At 42.1% G+C, this 19071-nt stretch carries 26 protein-coding genes and 1 tRNA gene; 14 read left to right on the plus strand and 13 right to left on the minus strand.

What is annotated here, in order from left to right; genetic code table 11:
• Positions 1-37: 37 nt before the first annotated feature.
• Positions 38-946, plus strand: a complete 909-nt coding sequence (locus HXY43_RS04405) for a S1 RNA-binding domain-containing protein (RefSeq protein ID WP_290880464.1) — start codon at positions 38-40, stop codon at positions 944-946.
• A gap of 87 nt (positions 947-1033) precedes the next feature.
• Here the strand turns inward: HXY43_RS04405 and HXY43_RS04410 are convergent, their stop codons facing one another.
• Positions 1034-1516, minus strand: a complete 483-nt coding sequence (locus HXY43_RS04410) for a hypothetical protein (RefSeq protein WP_290880466.1) — start codon at positions 1514-1516, stop codon at positions 1034-1036.
• A gap of 191 nt (positions 1517-1707) precedes the next feature.
• Between HXY43_RS04410 and HXY43_RS04415 the strand changes: the two genes are divergently transcribed.
• Positions 1708-1920, plus strand: coding sequence for a helix-turn-helix transcriptional regulator (locus tag HXY43_RS04415; RefSeq protein WP_026733515.1), 213 nt, complete (start codon positions 1708-1710; stop codon positions 1918-1920).
• A 202-nt stretch (positions 1921-2122) separates the two neighbouring features.
• Positions 2123-2497: a four helix bundle protein gene (locus HXY43_RS04420; RefSeq protein WP_290880469.1), complete on the plus strand. Its 375-nt coding sequence runs from the start codon at positions 2123-2125 to the stop codon at positions 2495-2497.
• A 45-nt stretch (positions 2498-2542) separates the two neighbouring features.
• Here HXY43_RS04420 and HXY43_RS04425 read toward each other — a convergent pair.
• Together HXY43_RS04425 and HXY43_RS04430 are read right to left on the minus strand one after the other, a co-directional pair.
• Positions 2543-2627: transfer RNA gene (locus HXY43_RS04425), tRNA-Ser, on the minus strand.
• A 73-nt stretch (positions 2628-2700) separates the two neighbouring features.
• Positions 2701-3660 carry a TIGR04168 family protein gene (locus tag HXY43_RS04430; RefSeq protein WP_290880471.1) on the minus strand — a complete coding sequence of 320 codons (960 nt, stop codon included), beginning with the start codon at positions 3658-3660 and terminating at the stop codon, positions 2701-2703.
• Between the two features lie 125 nt (positions 3661-3785).
• Here HXY43_RS04430 and nadA point away from each other — a divergent pair, with 125 nt between their 5' ends.
• The 4 genes from nadA to HXY43_RS04450 all read left to right on the plus strand — a co-directional run bounded on the left by nadA (position 3786) and on the right by HXY43_RS04450 (position 5709).
• A complete protein-coding gene (nadA, locus tag HXY43_RS04435; RefSeq protein ID WP_290880473.1) occupies positions 3786-4760 on the plus strand; it encodes a quinolinate synthase NadA in 975 nt (324 codons plus the stop codon).
• Positions 4761-4839: 79 nt separating this feature from the next.
• Positions 4840-5064: a hypothetical protein gene (locus tag HXY43_RS04440; protein WP_290880476.1), complete on the plus strand. Its 225-nt coding sequence runs from the start codon at positions 4840-4842 to the stop codon at positions 5062-5064.
• A gap of 49 nt (positions 5065-5113) precedes the next feature.
• Positions 5114-5365, plus strand: a complete 252-nt coding sequence (locus HXY43_RS04445) for a hypothetical protein (RefSeq protein ID WP_290880478.1) — start codon at positions 5114-5116, stop codon at positions 5363-5365.
• Positions 5362-5709 carry a type II toxin-antitoxin system PemK/MazF family toxin gene (locus tag HXY43_RS04450; protein ID WP_290880480.1) on the plus strand — a complete coding sequence of 116 codons (348 nt, stop codon included), beginning with the start codon at positions 5362-5364 and terminating at the stop codon, positions 5707-5709. The genes HXY43_RS04445 and HXY43_RS04450 overlap by 4 nt, the downstream gene beginning before the upstream one ends.
• A 68-nt stretch (positions 5710-5777) precedes the next feature.
• Here HXY43_RS04450 and HXY43_RS04455 read toward each other — a convergent pair whose 3' ends face one another.
• The 4 genes from HXY43_RS04455 to ndhC all read right to left on the minus strand — a co-directional run bounded on the left by HXY43_RS04455 (position 5778) and on the right by ndhC (position 8500).
• Positions 5778-6659, minus strand: a complete 882-nt coding sequence (locus HXY43_RS04455; protein ID WP_290880544.1) for a hypothetical protein — start codon at positions 6657-6659, stop codon at positions 5778-5780.
• A gap of 224 nt (positions 6660-6883) precedes the next feature.
• Positions 6884-7408: an NAD(P)H-quinone oxidoreductase subunit J gene (locus tag HXY43_RS04460; RefSeq protein WP_290880482.1), complete on the minus strand. Its 525-nt coding sequence runs from the start codon at positions 7406-7408 to the stop codon at positions 6884-6886.
• Entirely contained in the window at positions 7401-8147 is a 747-nt protein-coding gene (locus HXY43_RS04465; RefSeq protein ID WP_290880485.1) for an NADH dehydrogenase subunit K, read from the minus strand. Before HXY43_RS04465 ends, HXY43_RS04460 begins: the two co-directional genes overlap by 8 nt.
• On the minus strand, positions 8138-8500 hold the full coding sequence (gene ndhC / locus HXY43_RS04470) for a photosynthetic/respiratory NAD(P)H-quinone oxidoreductase subunit C (protein ID WP_026733503.1): 363 nt from the start codon (positions 8498-8500) through the stop codon (positions 8138-8140). The genes HXY43_RS04465 and ndhC overlap by 10 nt, the downstream gene beginning before the upstream one ends.
• A gap of 194 nt (positions 8501-8694) precedes the next feature.
• Here ndhC and HXY43_RS04475 point away from each other — a divergent pair, with 194 nt between their 5' ends.
• The 6 genes from HXY43_RS04475 (at position 8695) to HXY43_RS04500 (ending at position 11091) form a co-directional block, all read left to right on the plus strand.
• Positions 8695-9030: a rubredoxin gene (locus HXY43_RS04475; protein ID WP_026733502.1), complete on the plus strand. Its 336-nt coding sequence runs from the start codon at positions 8695-8697 to the stop codon at positions 9028-9030.
• A 214-nt stretch (positions 9031-9244) separates the two neighbouring features.
• A complete protein-coding gene (locus HXY43_RS04480; protein ID WP_290880489.1) occupies positions 9245-10255 on the plus strand; it encodes a photosynthesis system II assembly factor Ycf48 in 1011 nt (336 codons plus the stop codon).
• A 119-nt stretch (positions 10256-10374) separates the two neighbouring features.
• On the plus strand, positions 10375-10623 hold the full coding sequence (gene psbE, locus HXY43_RS04485; RefSeq protein ID WP_026733500.1) for a cytochrome b559 subunit alpha: 249 nt from the start codon (positions 10375-10377) through the stop codon (positions 10621-10623).
• Positions 10624-10632: 9 nt separating this feature from the next.
• A complete protein-coding gene (gene psbF / locus HXY43_RS04490; RefSeq protein WP_072032401.1) occupies positions 10633-10770 on the plus strand; it encodes a cytochrome b559 subunit beta in 138 nt (45 codons plus the stop codon).
• 9 nt (positions 10771-10779) lie between these two features.
• Positions 10780-10899, plus strand: coding sequence for a photosystem II reaction center protein L (locus HXY43_RS04495; protein WP_015209609.1), 120 nt, complete (start codon positions 10780-10782; stop codon positions 10897-10899).
• Between the two features lie 72 nt (positions 10900-10971).
• Entirely contained in the window at positions 10972-11091 is a 120-nt protein-coding gene (locus HXY43_RS04500; RefSeq protein ID WP_016861092.1) for a photosystem II reaction center protein J, read from the plus strand.
• Positions 11092-11292: 201 nt separating this feature from the next.
• Here the strand turns inward: HXY43_RS04500 and HXY43_RS04505 are convergent, their stop codons facing one another.
• The 6 genes from HXY43_RS04505 to HXY43_RS04530 form a co-directional block, all read right to left on the minus strand.
• Positions 11293-11430, minus strand: coding sequence for a hypothetical protein (locus tag HXY43_RS04505; protein ID WP_026733499.1), 138 nt, complete (start codon positions 11428-11430; stop codon positions 11293-11295).
• A gap of 133 nt (positions 11431-11563) precedes the next feature.
• Entirely contained in the window at positions 11564-14113 is a 2550-nt protein-coding gene (locus HXY43_RS04510) for a hypothetical protein (RefSeq protein ID WP_290880499.1), read from the minus strand.
• A 359-nt stretch (positions 14114-14472) separates the two neighbouring features.
• Positions 14473-14718 carry a hypothetical protein gene (locus HXY43_RS04515; RefSeq protein WP_026733497.1) on the minus strand — a complete coding sequence of 82 codons (246 nt, stop codon included), beginning with the start codon at positions 14716-14718 and terminating at the stop codon, positions 14473-14475.
• 2 nt (positions 14719-14720) lie between these two features.
• The gene (locus HXY43_RS04520; RefSeq protein WP_290880547.1) at positions 14721-15635 is read right to left on the minus strand and encodes a hypothetical protein; all 915 of its coding nucleotides are present in this window, start codon (positions 15633-15635) and stop codon (positions 14721-14723) included.
• A 236-nt stretch (positions 15636-15871) separates the two neighbouring features.
• Positions 15872-16648, minus strand: a complete 777-nt coding sequence (locus HXY43_RS04525; protein ID WP_026733495.1) for an RNA polymerase sigma factor SigF — start codon at positions 16646-16648, stop codon at positions 15872-15874.
• A gap of 517 nt (positions 16649-17165) precedes the next feature.
• Complete coding sequence (locus HXY43_RS04530; RefSeq protein WP_290880502.1) at positions 17166-17996, minus strand: photosystem II manganese-stabilizing polypeptide; 831 nt, start codon at positions 17994-17996, stop codon at positions 17166-17168.
• A gap of 732 nt (positions 17997-18728) precedes the next feature.
• Between HXY43_RS04530 and HXY43_RS04535 the strand changes: the two genes are divergently transcribed.
• Positions 18729-19052 carry a hypothetical protein gene (locus HXY43_RS04535; protein ID WP_290880505.1) on the plus strand — a complete coding sequence of 108 codons (324 nt, stop codon included), beginning with the start codon at positions 18729-18731 and terminating at the stop codon, positions 19050-19052.
• Positions 19053-19071 lie beyond the last annotated feature (19 nt).

The raw sequence follows: 19071 nt of genomic DNA on the forward strand, positions 1-19071 counted from the left end.
TGACAATGGACTAATTAGCAATTTGTTTTCACAAGTCATGAATTCTGAAACTAAACTTTCTCAAAAAGCCAATTCTTCTTTTTCACTCGACGATTTTGCCAAAGCGCTGGAACAACATGACTACCAGTTTCAGAAGGGACAGGTAGTACACGGAAAAGTCTTCCAGTTAGATCCAGATGGAGCCTATGTAGATATTGGTGGCAAAGCGTCTGCTTTCCTTCCGCGCGAAGAGGCTGCTTTGAGAACAGTAATAGATTTATCTGAGGTGCTGCCGCTGAATGAGGAACTAGAGTTTTTGATTATCCGCGAACAAGATGCAGAAGGTCAAGTAACCCTTTCGCGGCGACAGCTAGAAATTAAACATATTTGGGAACGACTAGCGCAAATGCAGGAAAATTCCCAAACAGTGGAAGTGCGGGTATTGAATGTGAACAAAGGCGGCGTTACCGTCGAGATTCAGGGATTGCGGGGATTTATTCCGCGATCGCACCTGCTGGAGCGTGAGAACTTAGAATCACTTAAAGGACAAACTCTAACCGTTAGTTTTTTGGAAGTTGATCGCAATAACAAAAAACTCATACTTTCCCAGCGTTTAGCAACTCGTTCTGCTAGCTTCAGTAATTTGGAACTTGGTCAGTTAGTAGAAGGAAAAGTAACAGGTATCAAACCTTTTGGTGTATTTGTAGATTTAGATGGCGTTAGCGCCCTACTTCATATCAAGCAAGTAACTCAGAAGTTTATTGACAATCTCGAAAAGGTATTTCAAGTTGGTCAATCAATTAAAGCTGTAATTATTGATTTAGATGAAGGAAAAAGTCGAGTTGCTCTTTCAACCAGAATTCTAGAAAATTTCCCTGGTGAAGTCCTAGAAAATATGCAAGAAGTCATGGCTTCTGCTGAAGCGCGTGCAGAACGAGCTAGGAAAAAGCTTTTAGAACAGAGTTAGCAGTTAGTAGTTAGTAGTTAGTAGTTAGTAGTTGGTTGTTAACCACTAACCACTATCCACTAACTACTATCCACTATCCACTATCCACTAACTACTAACCAATCCTGACAACAACTCTTCTTGGAGTGTCTGCAACGTTTCTTCATTAAATGCAAATTTAATTAACTCTACCAACTCAGCCCAACTGTGCAGCGTAGGCTCTGAGAAAGCTTGCCAAAATTCATAAGCAAAAAACTCTGCCCACCATTTGGGAGCTTGCTTCCTATATGCAGCAATTGACTGCTTTCGCCAGCGCTTGCGCCATTTGAGCATTTCTGTTGGTGTGGGTGGCTTGACTCCCACAATTGGTGGAAAATCTGCATAGCTAACAAACTTACTCACACCCTTGGCATGAACATAAACCATGTAGCGCCAACATTCTACAACATAAATATCTTCTAGCTGGATGTTAAACATCAAGCACACAGCTTCTTCGGTAACAAATCGCGCTAGTGCATGGATGATGCGCGATTTATGGACAATTTTTGACTCCCGGATGACAAGCGCTTTTGGTTTAGGTAATGATAACATATAGAAAAATCCTCGTAGGATGAATACATCCAGATGCTTTGGCTAATAGCCTTCAAGAGATAGGTGTATTTGTTTTAAGGGATTTTATTGAATGTGAATGCGATCGCCCTTCAGTTTCCTACGCCGGAGGGAGATCGTTTTTTAAAGTGTAATAATTAAACGATACAATTTTATCTTTTGTCAAGATTGAGATGGGGCTGATTAGGCTGCGAATTAGGGAATTTGCGGATGAAAAAGGTTGGACGCTAAAGGATGTCTCTGACCATTCGGGAGTAGCCTACAGTTCAGTGAGAGCCTACGCGCGATCGCCAGGGCTGGCAATGGTAGATTTTACCTCGATTCTGAAGATGGCACGTGCGTTAGACGTGATGATTGAAGACTTGGTTGAAGTAGTAGAAGAATAGCTGCAAAAGTAAAAACGGTAGTAAATGCGATCGCGCTTATAAACAATCATTACTCTGCTGTAAACTTCATATAAGTAGAAGAACTGTAAAATTTCTTTAATTGATGTATTCTGTTTATGATGTAGGGGTGTGTTTGAAAAATCTCAGACAATTTTGATACATCACTTGCATCAACATCTCTTTTTGCTTTCAATTTTTACTTGTGAAAAAAGATATTTGCGATCGCACTTTTACTTTTTCAATTCGCATAGTCAAATTGTGTCAATTTCTCGATGACAAACCAGGAGTAGCGCGAACTCTTGCTCAACAATTGTTAAGGTCAGGAACATCTATCGGAGCTAATGTAGAAGAGGCGCAAGCTGCACAAAGTAAAGCAGATTTTATCGGTAAGATGATGATTGCGCTCAAAAAATCACGTGAAACTCGGTATTGGCTAAGATTACTCGTTGCGTCCGAAATAGTACCCCAAGAAAGGATTAGCCAACTCCAAACCGAAGCCGAAGAACTGACAAGAATTTTGGGTGCCATTATAGTCTCTAGCAAAAATAGTGACCAACGCCACACACCCAATTCTTAATTTCCTCAATTTTTAATTTTTCATTTTTCATTTTTAATTCCTCAACGGAGAGGGTGGGATTCGAACCCACGGATGCTTTCACATCACTCGATTTCAAGTCGAGCGCATTCGACCACTCTGCCACCTCTCCAAAAAAAGCTGGCGAACTTTATTCGTCAGCTGTCAGCTACAAAAGCTGACCAGTAAACAATTATAACTCAGATTCATGCAGTTTGCACTACTGAACGGGATTTTTGATACAAAATTTCCTCAGACGCAACATCATAGTCATTGCCAATCCAGACACTAGAGGCTTGGGAAACTACACCATCTTCTAGCAGAACAATCGAGAAATTCCGCAATTTTTGACCATCACTATCCACGATTCTCGGTACACTTGCTGCATTCAAGTAAACTATCCCTTCTGGACTTCTAAATACTCGCTTTCGCAGCACTTTTTTGGTGTGTCGTAATGTGTGGTGCATATGACCAAACGTCACCAGAGGAACAGTTTTACCAGCTATGAGAGTTAGAGATATCGCCTCGGCTAAATCAGGATCGCCGAAGTCACCACCAATAGGATGCCAATCTTTGCCACAGGGATCTTCTGGGCGATCGCCTAACCCCGAAGGCCCATTATGACCAACAAAAATAATCGTCTCATAAGCAGCACTCTTGACTGCTGCAAAAATCCGCACAGCTGACTCATCAAGATCGGTCACACCATACCGTTCTTTGCAGATGTCGGCAAATCTCCACTCCGGGCCACCCCAGCTAAAGGGACGGCCTCCTACTACAGTCAAATTGAAAGCAGGAATATCCAGCTTCCCATAGCCTACATGGGCTTCACCTAATAAATCCAGCTGTTCCTGCACCCAGTCTTCTTTGGAGCGGTCGTAGGGACACTTTTTGCGTCCCCATTCTGTGGCAGTGTACCACGCATCGTGGTTTCCCATTACCGCTGCTTTGGGAATGTCAAGGGATGCGATCGCTCTTACCACTTCTACCGATTCGTTGCCAAAATCCCCAACAAACAGCACTAAGTCAACACCAAGATGCTTGAGTGCATTGCCATCTTCCACTTCCCATTGGTCGTGAATATCTCCAACTACAGCGATTTTCAAGGTTTTTGAATTAGTTGTCTGACCGATCATGCGATTTTCCTTGCCATATGTCTCCAGCATAGGCAACTCATCAGGATTTTGGCACAACTTTCAAGAGGGAGTATCACCCTCCCCCCATTTTTGGTAAAAACTACTATAATTGCTTAGACAAGACAATTATTTGCAAAATTAAGCTACGCCTAACTGTGTTTACAACTACACTTATTCAACGGGATAAAACCCAACCGGGTGCATTACCACTAGATTTATTTGCAGCTATTGAGAGCCTAAAAAAAGAACTGAATGCAGTTATCCTGGCCCATTACTATCAAGAGCCAGATATTCAGGATATTGCAGACTTTATTGGGGATTCACTACAACTTTCTAAAGCAGCGGCTGACACCAATGCTGATGTAATCGTCTTTGCTGGCGTTCACTTCATGGCAGAAACGGCAAAGATTCTCAATCCCGATAAAATGGTGCTGTTACCAGATTTGAATGCTGGTTGTTCTTTAGCAGACACCTGTCCTCCAGAGGCTTTTGCAGCTTTTAAAGCTGCTCATCCAGGACACCTAGTGGTTTCTTACATAAATTGCTCAGCCGAAATTAAGGCGATGAGCGATATTATCTGTACTAGCTCCAATGCTGTCAAAATTGTGCAGCAGATACCCAAAGATGTGCCGATTATTTTTGCCCCAGATCGCAATTTAGGGCGGTACGTGATCGAACAGACAGAGCGAGATATGGTGCTGTGGCAAGGTAGCTGTATCGTCCATGAAACCTTTTCCGAAAAGAAAATTGTGCAGTTAAAAATTGCACATCCAGAAGCAGAGGCGATCGCTCACCCAGAATGCGAACCTACGGTATTGCGTCACGCTAGTTTCATCGGTTCTACAGCAGCTTTACTCAAGTATTGTCAACAAAGCCCGACTCAAGAATTTATTGTTGCTACGGAACCGGGAATTATTCACCAAATGCAAAAAGCAGCACCTAACAAGCGCTTTATTCCCGCACCGCCAATAAATAACTGCAATTGCAATGAGTGTCCGTTTATGCGGTTGAATACCTTAGAAAAGCTGTATTTGGCGATGAAAAATCGTGCGCCGGAAATTACCATGTCTGAGGAGATACGGCTGGCGGCATTGCGTCCGATTCAGCGGATGTTGGAGATGAGTGTTTAGTTAAGTTCGGTTTGTAGAGATGCGGTTTTCGTGTCTCTACAATAAATCAGGATATACCGGGCCTTTTAAAGATAATCACATGGCTCATTATCGGGGATGGACTATTGTGGTCTCCTTAGATTCAATTGATGAGGATTGGAGCGCTCAAGCAACACAAGGGCTTTATTTCAATCTTCCGCAGCTTATTCAAGCTAATAGTCAGGCTAATGCTCAACATTTTATACTAGGAGAATGGCTTGCAACTAAAGAAGAGGCATTCGCAGCAATCATTAGCAAAATTGACCAATTTATAGCTCAAGGTTAGCCTGTAGCTTAAGTAGAACTGAAGTGAAACGCAACAAAGTAATACGGTTATGATATCATCGCATTTACTGGAAATTGAGCGTTCAATCCGTGCTTTGTCTTTAGAAGAACAAGAATGGCTCCTAGAGCGTATCAAAAGACAAGTGCAAGAAAGGAAACAGACAGCAGATAAATTTATTGATGCCAAAGATATGAACGAACAATTAGCTGCAATGGCTAGTGATTTAGATATACAAACAGAAATAGCCTCCATCAACCAGGAATTTATTGTTACCGAAATGGATGGTTTAGAAAAACTGTGAGTATTGAGCGAGGACAAATTTATTTTGTCAATCTTAATCCAATCCAGGGTCGAGAACAGGCAGGAACACGACCCGTTTTGGTATTATCTATAGACGCCATAAACCAACTTCCTTTAGTCGTGATTGTAGTTGTAGGTACAAAAGGAACAAATATCAAGCGGGATTATCCAACTAATGTACGAGTCTCTGCAAGTGACAGTGGATTACCTATGGAAACAGTTTTCTTGTGTTTTCAAATTCGTTCTTTAGATCAAAATCGCTTTTCTGCTGACTTAAGTGGCAAGATTTCTGACAACAAGATGCTTGAAGTTGAAGCTGCTGTTCGCTACTGTTTGGGTTTATGACCGAAGACTCCTCAATTTTCAGTTAAACTCGATTGATTAGTTCCTCTGGTAAAGCTTCTGGTGGAACTTTAAGACTTTTTTATTTTCTCCGCCTCTTCCTGCGCTGTCTCACTATACTCTCTATACAACTTAGTCCGGATTTGCGCTTCTTGATAACGACTGTGGCTAGGTGATACCTGACTCATTAAATCTGAAGCCCTTTGCCAGTCAGCAGCTATTTCTAACCACTGAGTTGAAGTTTTAGCTGTTTTACCATCAGCAGAAGCTTGGTTAGCAATTCGTACTGCTTGTGTAAAGGCGTCTTCTGTTTGTGTAGAAGCACTTTGGATAAAAGATTCTGTTGTTGAGGCTTGAGAATTTGATATTCCAGAAACGGCTATATTTTTCAGTTTGCCATTCACTACAGCATAAACAAGCCAGCCTAGCAAAAGCAAAAATAAGCATAAACTCAAAGCAAGTGATAATCTTCCCCAGGCTGAGTTTTTGAGCTTATGGTTAGTAATTGCTTTAGGACGAGAAGATTGGAACTTGGGTAAAATTAGCTTTGCTGATTCAGATTTTTGATCTCGAAATTTTTTAATTAATTCCTGAAAATAATTAGGTATTTCTAAGATGATTTCCTCAGACCATAGTAATTGATTCTCAGGGTCGCGGGTAATTTCTTCTAACCATAACAATTGTTGTTCTCGTACAATTCGGCTATTGATATTGACTCTACGGATATTACGAGGTGCGATTGACTCAAGAATTTGCTGGATTTGCTTTACTAGAGTTGATTGCTCTAGTTTATCTACCGTGGAAGCTTCACAGAGAAGCTGCAATACACCACCGTCAAAAACAGCTCTGGTTCTGACGCCTGAATTTGCTAATTTTTCATTCAATACTTGAATAATCGCAGCAACGCTACCCTGACGTGCCTGCCAAGCGATATCATTTATTTTGTTTACCATCATTTGTGGTTTGGCGATCGCTCTTTCAGCCTGAATTATTAACCGACTAATCAATTAAACATATTTAGGCTTGTGTTAAATATAACCAAGCCTGTTCTCGATTGTATGAGTAAAAATATCGCCTTGCAAATGTAATTTTTTTATCTGTTGTAGCAGTCCTCCAAAAAACCACCCCCCTCTCTGCCTGCGGAGAGGGGGGCAATGGAGGTGAGGTGCCATTAACTCTAATAAGCGTCTTGCAACTCGTAGAAATCAGGCGACACGTAATCCTTACGTAAAGGCCAACCTACCCAATCTTCCGGCATCAAAATCCGCTTCAAATTTGGGTGTCCTTCGTAAACAATCCCGAACATATCGTAAGACTCGCGCTCTTGCCAGTCAGCAGTTTTCCAAATCCAGTACACTGAAGGTACTCTGGGATTTTCTCGTGGCAAGAAAACTTTGATACGTACTTCCTCTGGCTTATCAACATTATCACTGACTTTAATCAAGTGATACATGCTGACCAAATCCTGTCCAGGTCCCAAATCAATACCGCATTGACACTGGAGATAATTAAACCCGTAGGCATACAAAGCAGTACAAATTGGTAGTAGGAAATCCGGCTCTACCTTAATTATCTCTACCCCATTCACATCAGGTTGTAAAGACTCATTGGCAAAACCATTTTCCGTTAACCACTGGGAAGTTTTACCTGCTTGTACTATTGACTGTTCTTCTGCTGGTACTGGTTTTGATTCTTCAGCCACGGTTTACCTCCTCCTTCTTCGCTGTCAACAGAGCAGGTGGTACTGGTAAACCCATCGCTTCCGTCAATTCTTTCGGCGGCGTAACGCGAGTATCGGAAAGCATATATTTACCAGTATGGATTTGTGGCACTGATTTCATACTGTGAGTCGTGCTGTAGTAGCGGTGTGTTTGCTTGATTACACTCCGCTCTTGCATCGAATCATTAGCGATTTTCTTCCGCAACTTAATAATCGCATCCATAATCGCTTCCGGACGTGGCGGACAACCGGGCAAATACACATCCACTGGAATTAGTTTATCGACTCCGCGCACCGCTGTTGGGGAATCCATGCTGAACATTCCGCCAGTAATCGTACAAGCTCCCATTGCGATCACGTACTTAGGTTCAGGCATCTGTTCATAAAGACGCACCAGTTGGGGTGCCATCTTCATGGTGATTGTACCTGCTGTAATAATTAAGTCAGCTTGCCGAGGGCTGGAACGGGGGATTAATCCAAAGCGGTCAAAGTCAAATCGGGAGCCAATCATTGCTGCAAACTCGATGAAGCAGCAAGCAGTACCAAACAATAAAGGCCAAAGACTGGAAAGACGTGCCCAGTTGTAGAGGTCATCAACCGTGGTCAAAATCACGTTTTCCGACAGTTCTTGAGTAACTGTCGGACGACCAATCGGGCTGAGGATGCGCTCTTTTTGCTGCTGTTCCAAATCTTTCGCTGTTAAATTAGCATCTAAGACCATTCCAAAGCTCCTTTACGCCATGCGTAAACTAGGGCAACTACAAGAATTGCAATAAAAATTAGCGCTTCTATGAATGCCAATAAACCCAGACGGTGGAAAGCAACTGCCCAAGGATACAAAAACACTGTCTCCACATCAAATACCACAAATACCAGCGCAAACATGTAGTAGCGGATATTAAATTGAATCCAGGCTCCACCGATGGGTTCCATGCCGGATTCGTAAGTGGTGCGCCGTTCTGGGCTGCGGCCACCAGGTCGCAGGAGTTTGGATGCTGCTAGAGCTAAGGCAGGCACTAGGCTACAGATGATTAAGAAGCCTAGAAGGTACTCGTAACCGCTGAGGACAAACACAATAGATATCTACCGCTATAGGTGAAAACAACTCTGTTACTTTCTTTTACATTATATCCATTTGATATTTCCGAGTTTTAGAAAATATAGCCAGGGGTTATTTGATTCGTTTTTGCTTGTGATAGAAAAACCTAACAATTATGTCATAATTTTTAACGTATATTTAAGCTTCGACCCTCACCCATGCTACAGCCATGAGCGAACAAACTGTTGAAAATCCAGTTTTAGACCGCTATGAGTGTCGTTCCTGTGGTTACGTCTACGAACCCAACAAGGGGGACGAAAAACATGACATTTCTCCAGGCACGGCTTTCGCAGAACTGCCACTAACTTGGCGCTGTCCGGTTTGTAGTGCAAAGAAGAACGCTTTCACCAATATTGGTCCTGCGGGTAAGGCTTCTGGCTTCCAAGAAAATCTCGGTTATGGCTTCGGTGTCAATAGCTTGACCCCTACTCAGAAGAATCTTCTGATTTTTGGTGGTTTAGCCCTTGCTTTCTTGTTCTTTCTCAGTCTTTATGGCTTACAATAAGACGCGCTCTTAAGTATTAGGTGGGGCTATGCCTCACCTAAGGGACTTCCAAATAAAAAAACATCCCAAATTTTCTTGTGGGATGGGTGTCAGGGGCCAGAGGCGGGCAGGATGCCCTCCCCACAATCCGGGATCATTTATTTCTTGGAAATCCCTAAAGTAAGTAACCATAAACAAATTTACAAAAAACTAATAGATAGAAATGCGTTCAAGAATGAAAATTTGGCAACGAATAATTGCCCTGTTTGCTGTTGTCATCATGTGTGTCGGTTGTAGTAAAGTTCCTTCGACTAGCTACAACCCTTGGGAAGTAATTTCTATAGGTACAGATGCAAAATTGTTGGATATTGCTTTTACTGGCAATCCTCAGCATGGTTATCTCGTAGGCAGCAACGCTACTCTTTTAGAAACTAAAGATGGTGGCGAAACTTGGCAGCCCATAAAACTGCAATTAGATAACGATAAATACCGCTTTAACTCTATCAGTTTTGCAGGAGAGGAAGGATGGATTGTTGGCGAACCTTCTCTGCTACTGCACAGTACTGATGAAGGTCGTTCTTGGTTGCGGGTTCCCTTAAGCGAAAAGCTTCCTGGCAATCCGGTTAATATCCTGGCACTAGGAGCAAAATCAGCTGAGATGGCTACTGATGTGGGAGCAATATATAAAACTACAGATGGGGGTCAAAACTGGAAAGCCCAGGTAGAAGAAGCTGTCGGTGTGGTACGTAACATGAAACGTTCTGCTGATGGCAAATATGTTGCCGTTTCCGCTAAAGGTAACTTTTACTCGACTTGGGAACCGGGTCAAAATGCTTGGGTACCCCACAACCGCAATAGTTCCCGACGAGTGGAAAATATGGGCTTTGCCGACAATGGGCAATTGTGGATGCTAGCGCGGGGAGGCGTGGTACAGTTTAGCGAACCAGCCAAACCAGAGGAATGGCTAGAAGCCCAATACCCTGAACTGTCTACAAGTTGGGGTTTGCTTGATTTAGCGTATCGCACGCCTGAGGAAATTTGGGTAAGCGGCGGTAGTGGTAACTTGCTGCGAAGTCCTGATGGTGGCAAAACTTGGGAAAAAGACCGTGATGTAGAAGAAGTTCCTGCTAATTTTTACAAAATAGTTTTCTTTTCACCAGAACAGGGATTTGTAATTGGCGATCGCGGCTATTTGCTAAAGTATCAACCAAATATTGCAGCAGCTTCCAAATCTGATGCAGGTTAATGTAACAAAAGTTTAAGCAATCCTTCCTATTTCTGAGAAAGAAGTTGCAAGATGTAACTGTTTCTTAAGTTTGTAGGATAATAAATTCATTAACAACAACGATGGAGGTAAGGATATAAATGTCAGGTAGTACTGGAGAACGTCCATTTTCTGATATTATCACCAGCGTTCGTTATTGGGTGATTCACAGCATCACCATCCCAGCATTGTTTATTGCGGGTTGGTTATTTGTCAGCACAGGTTTGGCATATGATGTGTTTGGCACACCTCGCCCTAACGAGTATTACCCACAAGCGCGGCAAGAATTGCCAATTGTGAATAACCGTTTTGAAGCAAAACAACAAGTTGAAGAATTAATTGCCAAGTAGTTTGAAATTATGACTAGCAGCAATAACGTTAACCAACCAGTACAATATCCAATTTTTACCGTAAGATGGCTGGCAGTTCACACCCTAGCTGTGCCAACCGTGTTCTTTTTGGGCGCGATCGCCGCCATGCAGTTTATTCAACGCTAGGAGAAAATAATGGAAAGAAGCCCCAATCCCAATAATCAGCCGGTTGAACTTAACCGGACTTCACTGTACCTGGGACTACTACTAGTTTTTGTTCTAGGGATTCTGTTTTCCAGTTACTTCTTTAACTAAACTGGAAGCACTGGTATTAATTCTTGTTTAATTAACATAGGTTGATTTTGTGTTTAGGGAGGAGAAAAAACTGTGTCTGGAAGTGGGAGAATTCCTCTGTGGATTGTTGCTACAATCGCGGGATTAGGTGTGATTACTGTTGTAGGTATTTTCTTTTATGGAGCCTACGCCGGTTTAGGTTCTTCTGTCTAATATTGGCATGAGCCTAATATCAATAGTCTGAATTTTCTAGCATGCAGTTTAGAAATCAGAATTAAAAAAACCGCCCATCTCTTAAGAGATAGGCGGTATTAATTTTAATTGTTAGTAGTTAGTAGTTAGTGGTTAGTAGTCGCTTTTTGATTGCTTTTTACTACTATCTACTAACCACTAACCACCAACAAATAACTAAATTTAAGCAATATCTTCGCGCTCAATGTAAATTAGCATAAACGCGAATGTCGCAATTGGCAGAATCCAACCAATTGTGTAAACGAGGATAGGAGACAAAAATGAAGCAGAGTATGAAGCAGCCAAAAGTGAAGCATCCATAGTAAATATTCCTTTTAAATCACACTACAATTCAAGATGAGCTTACTGCAAATTCTGCCTTATTTTCTAAATTCTAAAGATTTTTAACACTGGAAGACTGTTTGTAAACGACTGTTTAACATTTCCTGCTTCGTTAAATACCCAGCATTTCATCTAGTTGCAAATTTGCTAAATCCTCTGGAATCACAGTCCTCACAACAGTGACTTTGTGACTTTCCTGTTGGGTTTCCATATCTACAGCGATCGCCTCTAAGCGAATTTCTAAACAGCCAAGAGGAATGTGAATTTTAGCGATCGCTTCTAATCCTCCCGTAGAGTTTGGCAGTAGATTTGTGAACAAACGCGGCCCGTCCAATAATCGGCGTGTTTGACAATCTTCAACCCATAATTTGATGGCAATATCAGGGCGTATGCCATCCAAAAGCGCCCTTACCTTCACAGACTTGCCAGAGATCAGTTCACCTTCAGGTACATACAGTTGTGGAGTTGGCAAAGCTTCGATGATTTCTGGTGCGAGCGCCGAAGAGAATGATTCTTGCTGGGAGGAGTTACTGCTGTGTGCACTCGCTTCTTCTTGGCTATCAGTATCATCTACAACAATTTCTTTTGCTAGCCAAGCTGGCAGTGTCTTTGTCTGCTGAACAGATAGCAACTCATTGGAAGGAGAGGCAATAGGAGGAGTGGGAGAGGGGAGGAGTGAGAGAAGGGGAGAACTCTCCTTGCCTTCGTTGTCTTGGTTATCTTCACTGTCTTCGTTGTCTTCCTTTGGTTCCGTCTCCCAATCTGGGATTAACGATAAATTAGCAATTGAACTCGCAGTCTCAGTACTAATAATTAGCGGTTCCTGTTCTTCAGATACCCCTTCGCTAGCTGGAACGTAGGTATCGTAGTCCTCATATTCAACGTCGATAGGTTCGGGCAAAGAGTATCCATGATTGTGCATCCACTTCCTGATCAAAGGGGATGTATAGGAAGTTTGGGCTGTTGATAATTCCAAGCTACGCGGGACAACTACTGCTACAGAGTCATCAAAAGAGTCATCTGAATATTGTGCTTTATCTGTTGTTACTAATTCAGGTGCATCGTCATTAGCCACTGTTTTTAAGTCTGTGGGTTGGGAGTTTTCAGGTATATGCAAGTCCAATGCCTTTAGCGCCTCAGCGTTGACTTCTGGGCGATCGCTAGGCGAAGCTTTTAGCCGTCTCAAGAATGGAAAAGTAGTACCTGTTCTTGCCCTTCGCTTCACAATGGCGAAAGAAACCTCTTTGTGCAAACGCTGCAACTTTGTTGGAGTTTCTGAAACAACAATAGCAGTGGTGTCCATTGTTGCTAGCTCAACAGTAATGCGAGTATTTTCTTGATCCGAATGCTGTAAATGTGTCGAAGGTTCTGAAGCAACGGCAGCAGTATTAATCTGATTGTTGAGTTGAGGAAGCTTAGGCAGTTGCGGCGAACGCTCAGCAGATTTATGAGAAAAGCTAAGTAGCGGTGGTAGGCTTTTAGAAGTAGGATGGACTAGCAAAGACTGAGCTATTTTTTTGGATTTGACGATATTGAACAGTTCTAAATCCAGCTTTACGAATGGCTCTGGCGTTGGTGGTTCGTTAGAGTTATCCTGTAAGTCTAATTCTTCACGTTTATTCTCATTTGCAGCAGCGCTAATTGCCAGTAGTTGTGTAATATCAGCTGTGATTGTAAAAGATTGGCTGGCTAACAGTATGGCTTCTCCAGCAGTCGTTAGTGTGCCATACAAACTGATATCACCCAGAATTAGCTGTGACTCACAGTCAGCGGGAATCTCAATTGGGTATTTTATGGAAAACGGTAGTATCTTTTCTAGTAAGCTTTGCTGTACCTGGGTTAATATTTCCAAGCCTTGAGGTGAGCGCAATTCTATTCGCAGTTCTCCAGTATATAGCCTTGGTAAATGAGTTGTTTCTCTGGGTTGCACACACCCATTAATACTCAGAGTTTGTCCCCAATGGGTTATATAGTTTTCTTCATCTAGAGTCAGCAGCAATGGTAGTTCTGGGATAACTGGCTGAGTATCCTCTACTTTTACTTTTTCATTTTCTAGAAGGGATTCTGAAGAGGGTAAAGCTAAATCTACCAAGTGTTGTAAAATCTGCTCAGCTGTCTCTGCTGTTAACCAAACTGGGCTAACAGGCTGATTGATAATTGCATCTTCTTCTTTTTCAGTGACAAGAACAGTAGCAGAACCATTATTTTGCTTCACAATTGCGGATTCTACTAAGGCAGTTGTTACCAAGCTAGCTTCAGTAATAGTATGCTTACTCTCCCTATCTCCCATTCTCCCCATCTCCCAATCTCTTTCCTGGGGTAAAACTTGGAGTTGGACACTATACTGCCAGGATTTCCCGAGAAGATCCGACATCAAATCACCAAAACATTGCAACTCCCACATTCCTGGCTTGAGGTAGGTAAAGGGAATTACTGCCATTAAGCCTTCTGCATTAGTACGACGCGATCGCTTGTGAATGCGCCGCTTTGGTGGTAATTCCAAAATTGAGGAGTGAGTTATCCGTACCTCCACATCCGTGTTTACAAGGTTGGAGCGAGCTACAACTCTATACTTACCTTCTAATATTGCTATGTTTGGCGATTCCAAGGGCTGCCAAGAGCGATCGCCCTGTTTTTGGATTAGAAATTGCCAGTGTTCCATTGTCAGTGATGCCTAACCATAGAGCCGCACTTGTAATAATTGCTTTACCTTGCTTGCCAGTTTACTTCAGCAAATTATAATTGCATCACCCCAAATGTTGTTTATGTGAAAACACTGGCAAAATCGGCAATGGTTGCACCCAGTTGCTGTTAAATTTTACCTGAATTTACTGCTACTTGCTTGCAAATTTTTAACCACCAAATAATTTTAGTATCAACTTGTCAATACGTAACTTTATAGAACAGCCCTTTCAAGATAGGTGAAAAATCTGCTTTCATTGCCTGTTTTTCCTGATTCAACGAAAACTTATTGTTTGGGATTGCACCACCAAAGGGCTACTTTATATAACTCTCTATACGTCAAACACTATAGCGAGTGCGATAGTAAGCCAAAATTTGCTCTACCCGTTGCCGACTAAGAGAACTAGAGTTAGCAGCTAATGAAATCCACAAGCCACTTATTTGGCTTTGGTTGTAATCAAATTGTGGAGAGGACTGGGGAATTAAACTCACTTCCACTCCTTCTACTTGCTGCAAATGAGCTGCTATCTCGCGATATACAGCTAAAGGTAAACCAGGAAATTCAATTTTTTCTTTTGTCTCCATTTTTACGAAGATCCAACAGGAACAGGACTTTGGGCTGGTGATGCTGCTGAAACAGGATTTTCGATAGCAGCGGTTGTTGCTGCTGGCGAGCTGTTGGCAGGTGCTTCTCCAACCATTCTGGTAACTTCAATACCATATTGTTCCAGAATTACGATCGGTTCTGAACCTTCATTCATTTCAATACGTTTAATTAGCACTCCGTTTGCCAGTCTTTGTCCTGACTGTACATAACGGCTTGTTGGCTCATTTGGTACTTTGATAATTGCTTGGGGTTCATTACCAACCACAACTACGCCACTTACAAAAACTGCTTTTGCTAACTCCGGTTGTGGGGGTGGTGGTAATACGGATGCAAGGGTTTGATTGGGTACTACCTGGGGCAACACTCTAGGCAGAACCGGAGTCAAAGTAGGAAGACGATTGAATTTTGATAACCGTGCTGAAGCGATCGCTCTTTTATTGATATTGTTGTTTGGTTGATTCAACCTGGCACTGATGACTGCACTACGTCTTTGAGGCGTTCCTGCTCCTATCAATGTACCTCTAGATGTAGTAACTGGTAGAGGTGGTAATTTGGGAACAGGTCTGATGCCGATAGTAGTATTCGACACTCCCAGAGGATATTGCCCGACAATGTCGGCAAATGGGTCACTCCGCCCTTTTGACTTTGCTGCAATATTTACTCTTTCTGTCGCATTTGTTGATTGAATCAAGCTAGGAGTTGTAGAAGCAACTTGTAAGGCTTGTTTTCCAGGCACAACAGGGTTATTAAACGTTTGTGCTGTTGGTTTTGTTGTTTTTGCGGGTGTGTTAATAGGTGGTGTCGGATTACCAGATTGCTGTTCGCCTTCCGAAGTGCAGGAAGCGATCGCCAAAGCCAAAATGACGACAACTAATATTTTTGAATTTATGCCCATTAGCCTTTCTCTAAAGCCATCAGTAAATTTGCGTATCGAAATCAACATACTTGAACTTTGGATCAAGGGTGAAATCTGATACCGTTATAACCTACTTTTCCGCATTTTTAGGGTTATTTTTAACATTGCCAAATCATCAGGTTTAAGGGTATAAGGGGGAAATAATTATCAAATTGGAGTTTGGATTTTTAAAAAAATCCACTTAAACGTCCATACCCCTTTACTAGGTTTTACGGTTATTCTTCTAACACGCCCATTGATTGCTTTAATAAGTCCAGCCCTTTCTTAACTCTACGGGAAACAGTGACAACACTAATACCTAGTAGTTCTGCTACTTGTTTCTGTGTTAAATCCTGCAAAAACACAAACTCTAATACTTCACGAGTGCGTTTTTCCAGTTGAAAGAGTGCTTGTTGCAAACGAATTTGATCTTCTTGTGCCAGTTGAAAACTGCGATAGCGGTGATCGGGAACTAACTCTCCTAAGCTAGTAGAACCTTCTTCTCCATCTTGCACTGGTACATCTAAACTCAAAGGAGCACGATTGATCCATGCTAATTTAATTTCCTGCCATTCATCTGGGGAAATTTCCAGTGCTGCCGCTAATTCCGAGTCTGTTGGTTGGCGGTTGTATTTTTCCCGTAAAGAACGGGAAACTCCTATTGCCTGCTGTTGCAGCGCTAAGTAGCGGCGAGGAATTCGTACAGTAACACCTTTATCTCTGAGGTAGTGTTGAATTTCACCTCTGATGTAGGGAATGGCAAAGGAACTGAAGGCATGACCCTTAGAAATTTCAAATCTTTCAATTGCCCGGATTAAACCTAAACAGCCTACTTGGAGTAAATCCTCATAGCTTTCATGGCATTGATTTATCCAGTAATGAGCTTCTTTTCTCACCAGTCCAAAATTGAGTTTCACTAGTTGATTGCGAACATTTGCCGAGTGAGATTGCTGATATTCTCGCAACAACTGCAAAATTTCATGCTTCAATTCATTGGTGACTGTGGTTGGCATAGCACCGTGTTTTTTAGTCGAACAAACAGTCAAGCATTTGCTTTCAAACAAAACCGCAATAGTGCATACGTGTCCGTACGCAAAAGCAACCTCTGTGGCAGATCAAAATTTTTTGATGAAAATATCTGCCACGATTCAAATTTGTGAAATGAGTATTTTTTAATGAACTTTAGTTATGATTTGCAGTTGTTGAAAACTACATACAAAACATATAAAATTTTTTACCTAAACCAAAACCGAGATTGTACTTAATTTATGTAATGCTAAGCCTGGCGAAGTGTATAGATATAAACCGAAATTCAGGAAGATACAATAAAATCAATAGTAAGTATTTTTCAGGGTAAATACTTAAAAAATAATCTGAAATCAATATAATATTTTGCTCTAACTGTTGGAAAATTTCCAATTCTATCAGCATGCATATTCAAAGCAAAAATAAACCAGGCTAAGCCTGGTTTATCCTAATGGGCGATCAGATTTTTTGCCCTATCGTGTAAATTTCTCTTTTCAAGAGAATTTAAGCACGAGCTGGTTCAACCCGAGCGTAGAAGATACCACGAATTTTGACATCTTTAGGCTCGCCAGCACCTAAATCAGTGTCAGAGGGCTGTTCGCTCTCAAAAGTACCCGCAATTTCACCAGTAGCACTATCTACTTTGGCTACAGACAGAGAAATCTTGCCATTGAGAATATCAGTACGCTTGACGTTAGCGCGGGTGAGTTCTTCATCATCGGATTGAGCCGGGAGAGCCACAGCATTGTCATAACCAGTGGCGACACCACGACCTTTAGGATCGAGGAAAGTCGCACCACGATAGGAAGGAACTCTAAAAGCACCTTCAAAATCGGTTGAGGTATTAATGCTAGTCATGCCAGGTTGTGACTGAGCAACTAAACCTTTGATGGTGAACAAGAAAGGTACTCGTTCACCACCAGGCAATTGCACGGTAGAAGCTTGGAAGTCAAATCCATCTTTTTCCACAAAAGTTAAGCTACCATCTGGATTGATCTTCAGATCGCCTTGAATCTGATCGAGAGAGTAGGTTTTACGAGTCAATAATTTGCCAGCAACATATTCTGCCTTTTGCCGTTTATTAGCAGGTTCTTCTTTCACAAAGAATTGGGTCGGTTCTAAGCAAAGTTCTTTGATGACGTAGGATTGGCTAGCATCAATGGGAATAGAACCGCGACTTGTTTCTGCCAGTTGGGGGCATTTGTTAGCCAAGCCAGTGCCTTTAATTTGGTCGTAGGTGAGTATATCTGAACCAGCAACTGGGCCCTCACCACAAGCAGTTAATAACCCTAAGCACAAAGCTAAGAGTGCAACAATTACAGCGCGAAACCTCATGGTCAACCTCAATGTCAAAAATTAATATCTTAAGTCGTAAAACTGCACCGAAGTTTTGATTGGCGGAAGCCGCCGTTCATCCACACACTTTCCAAAACGGAGAGAAACCCCGCACGGATGTGTTTGTTTTCAACTTTTCTCTGCTAAACGTAATTAAACGAGTCGCTTTTTTTAGCCTGAAGTTTAAACAACAGGCTACCTAGGACAAGCATCCAATTGGGATGTGTTGTCAAAGGCAAGCAAAACTAGCAGTTTCATCCTTGGTGGCATTTGATTAAATTTGGGCGCGTGGATGAGTGCGCCCTGATACGCAACGACGTGAACTGGTTCCTTCTAAGAAGGATGCTAGCTTGGACTTCCGGAAAGCTTTACCCAGTTGAGAGCGGGTGTGTACCGTTACTACAACTTTTTTGGGTTACTGCTAAGTGTCCGTGAGCGTGACCAGTGGGCTTACCTTCACAGTGTCGCCTTTGTCGTTCTGTGTGATGTATGTGCCGCCACTACATACAGCCCATATTTTTATAGGGAGATCAGCCAGATCATACGATTTTTTATAACTCAAAATCAAAGTGCTCTCACATTTACTAACAAGTCAGAAGTCACAGCAGTTAATGGCCAAGCACTAATAGGCTTTGTGCCCTTCCACTTTTTCCTTGAGGAGGTTTGCTGGTAAAGTATAGAAGTAAAAAATCTTCGGTAAATTTGAGTTGACCTCAATTTACAGAAGGTAGCATGAACAACGGCAAAATTTTTGAGTTAGAGAAATTATCTTGTAAGCTGCAAGACATAGCAACGGTAGTACATGATGCAGTAGCAGTTTGTCAAGAAGATACTATAGCTCTTTTGGCTTTACTGCGACAGTTGGAGCAATTACACCGAGAGATCCGAGATGGAGCTTTTCAAGAGAGTTTGCCAAATAACCGTCAGGCGCTATATTCACTACTGAAGGATATTGAGTCAGAAGGCGGCTGGCCTTACATAGAAAGGATGAGGCTACAAGCGTTTCTAACAAATTTGCCACCAGAGGCTACTTCTGAAGAGGAGTGGGGGAAGTAGGGGGAGGGGGAGAGTGAGA

The sequence above is a fragment of the Fischerella sp. genome, assembly GCF_013388695.1.
Taxonomy (GTDB): domain Bacteria; phylum Cyanobacteriota; class Cyanobacteriia; order Cyanobacteriales; family Nostocaceae; genus PCC9605.